Here is an 8,323-nt window from a genome sequence, read left to right on the forward strand (position 1 = left end):
CCCCTCCGGGACGTTCTATACCGCTATGCCGGGCTCAGGCCCCGGTCACCCACGAGGGCAGCTCGGTCCCCGAGCTCCACTCCTCGTCGCACACCTTCTGGGTGGACACCGTGTGCGCCCGCGCCGAGCAGTCCCGGTACTGGATCAGCTGCTCGTTGTAGACCACCGAGACCGCGATCATCGCGACGGACAGCACGATCCCCGCCACGCCCACCGCGACGCTCACCAGCGCCATCGGGGCGTCGGAGCGGTTGCGCCGGGCGGCCCGCCGCGCCTGGATGCCCTGGACCAGGCCGAACGCGGACAGCACCCCGCCGTAGGGCGGCAGCAGCAGCCCGGCCAGCCCGAAGAACAGGCCCCACAGCCCGCCGCGCTCGACACGGGGGCGGTCGTCCTCGGATCGCGGCTCCGGGCGATTGTCGGTCAAGGTCTCACTCCTTCGGGAGGCGCCCCGGCGGGGCCCTCGTCACACTGCGCCTTGGAACTGCGCCTTGAAGCGGAGGGTATCGGCCACCGACGACGCCCGGGCGGGTCGGGGCCGGTCGGAGGTCCACGTCACACGCCGCCCCCAAGGTCACCTCTCGTGGGTCCGACGCTACCCGGCCCGATAGGGTGGTGCTGCGGACGGGCCCTCGCACGGCCCAGGCCCGGCATCTCTGTACCGGGCGTACGCGATTTCCGGATGCTGCGCCGTCCCCCGGTGCCCCCGGAGTACGGGAGAGGACTCCCGCACCGTTCTCTAGTACATGGGAGAAGCATTGTCCGCGCGAGTGGTGGTACTCATATCGGGCACGGGCAGCAACATGGCCGCCCTGCTGGACGCGGCGGAGGACCCGGCCTACGGGGCCGAGATCGTCGCCGTCGGGGCCGACCGCGAGGGGACCCGGGGCATCGAACTGGCCCGCGAGGCCGGAGTGCCCGTGTTCACCGTCCCCTTCCGCGCCTACACCGACCGCGCGCGCTGGAACGCCGACCTGGCCGAACGCATCGGGGAACACCGCCCCGACCTGGTGGTCTCCGCCGGGTTCATGCGCATCCTCGGCCCCGAGGTCGTCGGCAAGCACGCCGCCGTGAACATCCACCCGGCGCTCCTCCCCTCCTTCCCCGGCGCTCACGCGGTGCGTGACGCCCTCGCCCACGGTGTCCGCATCACCGGCACCACCATCCACTTCCTCGACGAGGGCGTCGACTCCGGGCCGATCATCGACCAGGTGGCGGTCCCCGTCGAGGACGACGATGACGAGTCCAGCCTCCACGAGCGCATCAAGGTCGTGGAGCGGCGCATGCTGGTCGACACGGTCGGCCGCCTGTCCCGCGAGGGCTGGACCATCGACGGCAGGAAGGTGCGGTTCGGCCGGGCCGACCGCACCGAGCAGAGCGTCGCGGACGCGACCGAACCGAAGGAGAACCGGTGACCCAGCAGGCCATCCGGCGTGCGTTGATCAGCGTGTACGACAAGACCGGCCTGGAGGCGCTGGGCGCCGGCCTGGCCGCGGCCGGGGTGGAGATCGTCTCCACCGGCTCCACCGCCGCGCGGCTGCGCGACGCGGGCGTTCCCGTCACCGGGGTCGAGGACGTCACCGGCTTCCCCGAGATCATGGGCGGCCGCGTCAAGACCCTCCACCCGTCCGTGCACGCCGGACTCCTCGCCGACCAGAACAACCCCGACCACGTGTCCCAGATCGAGGACCTGGGCATCGCCCCCTTCGACCTGGTCGTGGTCAACCTCTACCCGTTCCGCGAGACCGTCGCCTCGGGCGCCTCCGAGGCCGAGTGCGTCGAGCAGATCGACATCGGCGGCCCCGCCATGGTGCGCGCCTCCGCCAAGAACCACTCCAGCGTCGCCGTCGTCGTGGACCCCGCCACCTACGGCTCCGTCCTGGAGGCGGTGCGCGAGGGCGGGTTCACCCTGGAGCGGCGCAAGCGCCTGGCCGGGCTGGCGTTCCAGCACACCGCCGCCTACGACGCCGCCGTCGCCGCCTGGTTCTCCGACACCTACGCCCCCGACGCCGAGGCCGCCCAGACCTCCTGGCCGGACTTCCGGGCCGCCGTCCACACCCGCAAGGCCGTCCTGCGCTACGGCGAGAACCCGCACCAGGACGCCGCCCTGTACGTCCCGGCGGGCGAGCCCGCGCACGGCCTGGCCGGCGCCGAGCAGCTGCACGGCAAGGCCATGTCGTTCAACAACTACGTGGACACCGACGCCGCCGTGCGCGCCGCCCACGACTTCGAGGCCCCCTGCGTCGCCATCATCAAGCACGCCAACCCGTGCGGCATCGCCGTGGGCGCCGACAACGCCGAGGCCCACCGCAAGGCGCACGCCGCCGACCCGGTGTCGGCGTTCGGCGGGGTCATCGCCACCAACCGCCCGGTGGGCGAGGAGCTGGCCGCGCAGATCTCGGAGATCTTCACCGAGGTCGTGGCCGCCCCCGGGTTCGAGCCCGCGGCGCTGGACATCCTCACCCGCAAGAAGAACATCCGCCTGCTCAAGGTCGAGGCGGCCGCCGGCGCCGCCGTGGAGACCCGGCAGATCAGCGGCGGCCTGCTCGCCCAGGCGGTCGACCGCATCGACGCCCAGGGCGACGACCCGGCGAACTGGACCCTGGCCACCGGCGAGCCCGCCGACGAGGCGACCCTGGCCGACCTGGTCTTCGCCTGGCGCGCGGTGCGCGCGGTCAAGTCCAACGCCATCCTGCTCGCCACCGACGGCGCCACCGTCGGCGTCGGCATGGGCCAGGTCAACCGGGTCGACTCCGCGCGCCTGGCGGTGTCCCGGGCCGGGGACCGGGTGGTGGGGTCCGTCGCCGCCAGCGACGCGTTCTTCCCCTTCCCCGACGGTCTGGAGATCCTCACCGGGGCCGGAATCCGCGCGGTCGTGCAGCCCGGCGGCTCGGTCCGCGACGAGGAGGTCATCGCGGCCGCCAAGGCGGCCGGGGTCACCATGTACCTCACCGGCACCCGGCACTTCTTCCACTAGGAGACCCAGGCATGAGCGCGATCGTTCTGGACGGCAAGGCCGTCGCCAAGTCCATCCGCGAGGACCTCACCGAGCGGGTGGCCCGCCTGCACGCCCGGGGGATCACCCCCGGGCTGGGCACCGTCCTGGTCGGCGACGACCCCGGCAGCCACTCCTACGTGCGCGGCAAACACCGCGACTGCGCGCAGGTGGGCATCGCGAGCATCCGCCGCGACCTGCCGGAGAACGCCACCCAGGAGGAGGTGGAGCAGGCCGTCCGCGAACTCAACGAGGACCCGGCCTGCACCGGCTACATCGTGCAGCTGCCGCTGCCGCGGGGCCTGGACGAGAACCGGGTGCTGGGGCTGATCGACCCGGCCAAGGACGCCGACGGCCTCCAGCCCTCCAACCTCGGCAAGCTCGTGCTGATGCAGGAGGCGCCGCTGCCCTGCACCCCGCGCGGCATCGTCGAGCTGCTCGACCGCTACGACGTCCCGCTCAAGGGCGCCGAGGTGGTCGTGGTCGGCCGCGGGGTCACCGTGGGCCGCCCGCTGGGGCTGCTGCTGACCCGCCGGTCGGAGAACGCCACCGTCACCCTGTGCCACACCGGCACCCGCGACCTCGCCGAGCACACCCGCCGCGCCGACATCATCGTCGCCGGCGCCGGGGTGCCCGGGCTCATCACCGAGGACATGGTGCGCCCCGGCGCGGCCGTGCTGGACGTCGGTGTCTCGCGCACCGAGGACGGCCTGGTCGGCGACGTGGTCCCGGACGTGGCCGAGGTCGCCGGGTACATCTCGCCCAACCCCGGCGGGGTGGGCCCGATGACCCGCGCGATGCTGCTGGTCAACGTGGTCGAGGCCGCCGAGCGCCAGGCCGCCGCGCTGTAGCGGCGACGGCAACGCCATGGGGCGGCGATCCGCAAGGATCGCCGCCCCCGTGCTTCTTCGGGCCCGGGCCGCTCAGCCCGCGGCGCGGTGGGTGCGGTGGCCGACCGGCAGCGGGCGCACCAGGCCCAGGGCGACCACCTCGTTGGCCAGCCGGGTGCGCCGGTTCTGGCCCTCGGGGATACGGAACTTCTGGTACAGCCGCAACAGGTGCTGCTTGACCGCCGCCTCGGTCACCACCAGCACCTCGGCGATGTCGCGGGCGGTCGCCGGTGCGACGAACGCCTCCTCCGACAGCGCGGGCTGGCACAGCGCCGTCAGTACGTCCAGCTCCCGGCGGGTGAGCTCGGGGGCGGCGCTGCGCCGCAGCTCCACGTCCGGGCTGATCTGCTCCTGGGGCAGGCCGCCGACCCGGCAGCGGGCGGTGCCGAAGCTCACCACGTCGCCCTCCTCCAGGACGCGGCGGGCGATCGGCCGCCCGTTGACCCTGGTGCCGTTGCGGGACAGGCCCATGTCCACCACGTACACGTAGGGGCCGCGGCGGACCAGCTCGGCGTGCAGCAGGGAGACGCTGGGGTCGTCCAGGCGGATGTCGGCGCCCTCGCCGCGGCCGACCGTGGTGACCTCGCCCGCGAGTTCACAGATCTCCCCGGACTCTTCGACCCGGAGGTAGGGCCCGTCCACGGTGGCTCCTCCCGGGCTCGGGTAACGCTGCCGGTGGGTGTGCGGACGACGGTGGGGTCGGGGGGTCGTGGTTCGTGGGGTGGGGTTCATATGGGGGACCTCGCCGGTGCACTCGTCTCCAGGTTCGTTACCCGGGTGCCGAGCGTTCTACGCGCTTACTCCGGAGTTAGGCGGATAAGGCGCGGAAATACGGCCATGTGGCCGAACCGGAAGCGGGAAACGGTCCTGACGGGTCCCCGACGGGTACCGGGCCGTTACCGTGAGCCCTGGGGTATCTGTGATGTGGATTCCTGGGCTTCCCGAGAATCCAGGCCGGGATGTGGCGGGTTCCCGTGAACTAGGGCGGGAAATCGGACCGGTATCAGAGCGATCCGGTCTCCGCCTCGGCAGTAGCGCGCTCGTTTTCCAGGCGGTAGACGATCTCGGAGTTGAGGGACCTGCGGGCGGACTTGGCCTGAGCGGCCAGCCACGCGTGCAGGTCGGCGGGCAGGCGGAGCGTGATGCGCTTCTCTTCATCCATGACTTCATGATAATGAAACCTTGACGGCGTGGCAGTAGTAGAGTGACACCATGGCGACACTGGACGAGGCTGCGGAAGGCATTGGGCGCGCCCGGTACACCTACCGGCTGCGCGTGTCGTCGAGCACCCTCGCCGCACTGTCGGCCGAGTGGGACCGGTGCCGGTGGGTCTGGAACGAGTGTGTGGCCAAGTCCCGCCAGGTCCACGAGCACAACCGGGCCCACCCCGATGCCAAGCTCACCTGCGGCCCGGCCCGACTCGACAGGATGCTCACCCGGGCCCGCGCGACATTGCCGTGGTTGCGCGAGGGCGCCTCGGTGCCCCAGCAGCAGACCATCCGCGACTTCGCCGCCTCCCGCACCAAGGCGTTGAAGGACCTCAAGGCGCGCTTGCCCGCTAGGCAGAGGGCGGGCATGCCCAAGCACAAGAAGCGGCGTGAGGCGGACCCGAGCCTGAACTACACCGTGCGCGGGTTCCGGCTCAGGGGCGGGCGCCTGCACCTGGCGGGCGGCATCGTACTGGCGGTGGTGTGGTCCCGTCCTCTGCCCGCGGCGCCCTCCAGCGTGCGGATCTACCGCGACGGTCTGGGCCACTGGTACGCGTCCTTCGTGGTCCCCGCCCAGGCCGAGCCCCTCTCCGCGACCGGGAAGGTGATCGGCGTCGACTGGGGTGTGGCGGAGATCGCGACCACCACCTCCGACGCCCACGACCTCGCCCACCCCGGCCACGGGGCCAAGGCCCGGGCGGAGCTGTCGCGGTACGACCGGATGATGGCCCGCCGCAGGCCCGCTCGGGGGCAGCAGGCCTCCCGCGGCTACGAACAGGCCGAGAAGCTGCGGGCCAAGGCGTACAAGAAGGTCGCCCGGCAGCGGCAGGACGACGCCCGCAAGTGGGCCAAACGCGTGGTGCGCGACCACGACGTCATCGCGGCGGAGGATCTCCGCCCCAGGTTCCTCGCCAAGACCACTATGGCCCGTAAAGCGGCCGATGCGGCGATCGCCGCCACCAAACGGGCGTTGGTCGAGATGGGCCGCAAACACGGCCGGGCCGTGCACCTGGTGCACCCGGCGCACACCACCATGGACTGCGGGGAGTGCGGTGCGAGAGCCAAGCACCGCCTGCCGCTGTCCGAACGCACTTACACCTGCACTGCGTGTGGGACCTCTCGTCCCCGGGACAAGAACTCCGCGCGCGTGATGCTGGTCCGGGCTGGTCTCATCCCGGCTGGTGACGAGGGCGTAAGACCTCAGGGAACGCAGTTCCCAGAGGCGGCCTGAGCCAGGAATCCCCTCCCCGCCAGGGAGGGGAGGATGTCAATACAATGTTCGTGACTCTCCCGGGCCGAAAGCACGTCGGCGACCGGAGCCACCTGGAACATGAGCCGTTCTCTCAAGGTGCTCCGTTTCGGACACCCGCGCGTCGACGCGTGGCCGGTCTGTGCCAGTTCCGGGTGGGAGATCGTGGACCAGGCGATGCGGAGCGCGGTGAACAGGGTGGAGCTGGCGGAGTTGTCGGACACAGGCGAGGGGACACCCGCACCGGAGGAGCGCACGGTCCCGGCCTGGCTCGTCCAGGCGCCGTACGTCCTCGTGCTGTCCGCGCTGGCGGCGGGGATCGTCATCGTGGCCGCGGCCTACTTCAAGCGGGGGCCCGCGATCATCTCGGGCGCCCTGCTGCTGGCCGCGGCGTTCCGGGCCTTCCTGCCCGCCGAGTGGATCGGCATGCTCGCCGTCCGCCGCCGCTGGGTCGATCTCGCCACGCTGATCACCATGGCGGTGCTGCTCATCGTGCTCGCGTGGGTGGCGCCGCAATTGTCATCGTAGGCGTCTAATAAGCTTGATATCGAGATACCGCGACACCGACGAGCCACCCCCTCCCCGGAGAGCACGGACCGGGCGGGACCAGGGGATCGCCGCGCGCGGACGCCGGGGCCCGGCCACGAGCCGGGCGCCGTCCACCGCCGCACGAGGTGGTGGCGAAGATTGAAGGGACAGCCACACAGCCATGGCCAAGATCAAGGTCGAGAACCCCGTAGTCGAGCTCGACGGCGACGAGATGACCCGGATCATCTGGTCCTTCATCAAGGACCGCCTGATCCTTCCGTACCTCGACGTCGACCTGAAGTACTACGACCTGGGCATCGAGGAGCGCGACCGCACCGATGACCAGATCACCATCGACGCCGCCAACGCCATCAAGGAGCACGGCGTCGGCGTCAAGTGCGCCACCATCACCCCGGACGAGGCCCGGGTGGAGGAGTTCGGCCTGAAGAAGATGTGGCGGTCGCCCAACGGCACCATCCGCAACATCCTCGGCGGCGTCGTCTTCCGCGAGCCGATCATCTGTGAGAACGTGCCGCGCCTGGTCCCGGGCTGGACCAAGCCGATCATCATCGGCCGCCACGCCCACGGCGACCAGTACAAGGCCACCGACTTCAAGGTCCCCGGCCCCGGCACGGTCACCATGACCTACACCCCGACCGACGGCGGCGAGCCGGTCGAGTTCGAGGTCGCCAACTTCCCCGAGGCCGGCGGCGTGGCCATGGGCATGTACAACTTCCGCAAGTCCATCGAGGACTTCGCGCGGGCCAGCCTCAACTACGGCCTGGACCGGAACTACCCGGTCTACATGTCCACCAAGAACACGATCCTCAAGGCCTACGACGGCATGTTCAAGGACGTGTTCCAGGAGATCTTCGAGGCCGAGTTCAAGGAGCAGTTCGACAAGGCCGGCCTCACCTACGAGCACCGCCTCATCGACGACATGGTCGCCTCCGCGCTCAAGTGGGAGGGCGGCTACGTCTGGGCCTGCAAGAACTACGACGGCGACGTCCAGTCCGACACCGTCGCGCAGGGCTTCGGCTCGCTGGGCCTGATGACCTCCGTGCTGCGCACCGCCGACGGCCGCACCGTCGAGGCCGAGGCCGCGCACGGCACCGTCACCCGCCACTACCGCCAGCACCAGCAGGGCAAGCCCACCTCCACCAACCCGATCGCCTCCATCTTCGCGTGGACCCGCGGTCTGGAGCACCGGGCCAAGCTGGACAACACCCCCAAGCTGCTGGAGTTCGCCAACACCCTTGAGGACGTCGTCATCAAGACCGTCGAGGGCGGCCAGATGACCAAGGACCTCGCGATCCTGGTCGGCGCCGACCAGGAGTGGCTGACCACCGAGCAGTTCCTGGCCGCTCTGGACGAGAACCTGTCCAAGCGCCTGGCCTGAAAGAGTTCTCCGACGGTGTCTTGAGCCGACACCGCCGGTGATCTCCGCCACGTC

At 71.0% G+C, this 8,323-nt stretch carries 9 protein-coding genes; 6 read left to right on the forward strand and 3 right to left on the reverse strand.

What is annotated here, in order from left to right; all coding sequences use genetic code 11:
- Nucleotides 1–34 precede the first annotated feature (34 nt).
- On the reverse strand, nt 35–427 hold the full coding sequence (locus tag ACJOT3_RS29310) for a DUF4190 domain-containing protein (RefSeq protein ID WP_406976369.1): 393 nt from the start codon (nt 425–427) through the stop codon (nt 35–37).
- Between the two features lie 343 nt (nt 428–770).
- On the opposite strand from ACJOT3_RS29310, the gene purN reads away from it, so the two are divergent.
- The 3 genes from purN to ACJOT3_RS29325 are packed head-to-tail and all read left to right on the forward strand — an operon-like array spanning nt 771 to nt 3,846.
- Entirely contained in the window at nt 771–1,415 is a 645-nt protein-coding gene (purN, locus tag ACJOT3_RS29315; RefSeq protein WP_406976370.1) for a phosphoribosylglycinamide formyltransferase, read from the forward strand.
- Nucleotides 1,412–2,977 carry a bifunctional phosphoribosylaminoimidazolecarboxamide formyltransferase/IMP cyclohydrolase gene (purH, locus tag ACJOT3_RS29320; RefSeq protein ID WP_406976371.1) on the forward strand — a complete coding sequence of 522 codons (1,566 nt, stop codon included), beginning with the start codon at nt 1,412–1,414 and terminating at the stop codon, nt 2,975–2,977. The genes purN and purH overlap by 4 nt, the downstream gene beginning before the upstream one ends.
- A gap of 11 nt (nt 2,978–2,988) precedes the next feature.
- A complete protein-coding gene (locus ACJOT3_RS29325) occupies nt 2,989–3,846 on the forward strand; it encodes a bifunctional methylenetetrahydrofolate dehydrogenase/methenyltetrahydrofolate cyclohydrolase (RefSeq protein ID WP_406976372.1) in 858 nt (285 codons plus the stop codon).
- 72 nt (nt 3,847–3,918) lie between these two features.
- Here ACJOT3_RS29325 and ACJOT3_RS29330 read toward each other — a convergent pair whose 3' ends face one another.
- Both ACJOT3_RS29330 and ACJOT3_RS29335 read right to left on the reverse strand, forming a co-directional pair.
- The gene (locus ACJOT3_RS29330; protein ID WP_406976373.1) at nt 3,919–4,527 is read right to left on the reverse strand and encodes an FHA domain-containing protein; all 609 of its coding nucleotides are present in this window, start codon (nt 4,525–4,527) and stop codon (nt 3,919–3,921) included.
- A gap of 361 nt (nt 4,528–4,888) precedes the next feature.
- The gene (locus ACJOT3_RS29335) at nt 4,889–5,047 is read right to left on the reverse strand and encodes a toxin-antitoxin system HicB family antitoxin (RefSeq protein ID WP_406976374.1); all 159 of its coding nucleotides are present in this window, start codon (nt 5,045–5,047) and stop codon (nt 4,889–4,891) included.
- 50 nt (nt 5,048–5,097) lie between these two features.
- On the opposite strand from ACJOT3_RS29335, the gene ACJOT3_RS29340 reads away from it, so the two are divergent.
- The 3 genes from ACJOT3_RS29340 to ACJOT3_RS29350 all read left to right on the forward strand — a co-directional run bounded on the left by ACJOT3_RS29340 (nt 5,098) and on the right by ACJOT3_RS29350 (nt 8,269).
- Complete coding sequence (locus ACJOT3_RS29340) at nt 5,098–6,324, forward strand: RNA-guided endonuclease InsQ/TnpB family protein (protein ID WP_406976375.1); 1,227 nt, start codon at nt 5,098–5,100, stop codon at nt 6,322–6,324.
- A 99-nt stretch (nt 6,325–6,423) separates the two neighbouring features.
- Nucleotides 6,424–6,870: a DUF3017 domain-containing protein gene (locus ACJOT3_RS29345; protein ID WP_406976376.1), complete on the forward strand. Its 447-nt coding sequence runs from the start codon at nt 6,424–6,426 to the stop codon at nt 6,868–6,870.
- Between the two features lie 181 nt (nt 6,871–7,051).
- Nucleotides 7,052–8,269: an NADP-dependent isocitrate dehydrogenase gene (locus ACJOT3_RS29350; RefSeq protein WP_406976377.1), complete on the forward strand. Its 1,218-nt coding sequence runs from the start codon at nt 7,052–7,054 to the stop codon at nt 8,267–8,269.
- The last annotated feature ends 54 nt before the right edge of the window (nt 8,270–8,323 follow it).

This window comes from Nocardiopsis protaetiae (assembly GCF_045446735.1).
In the GTDB taxonomy this organism is placed as follows: Bacteria; Actinomycetota; Actinomycetes; order Streptosporangiales; family Streptosporangiaceae; genus Nocardiopsis; species Nocardiopsis protaetiae.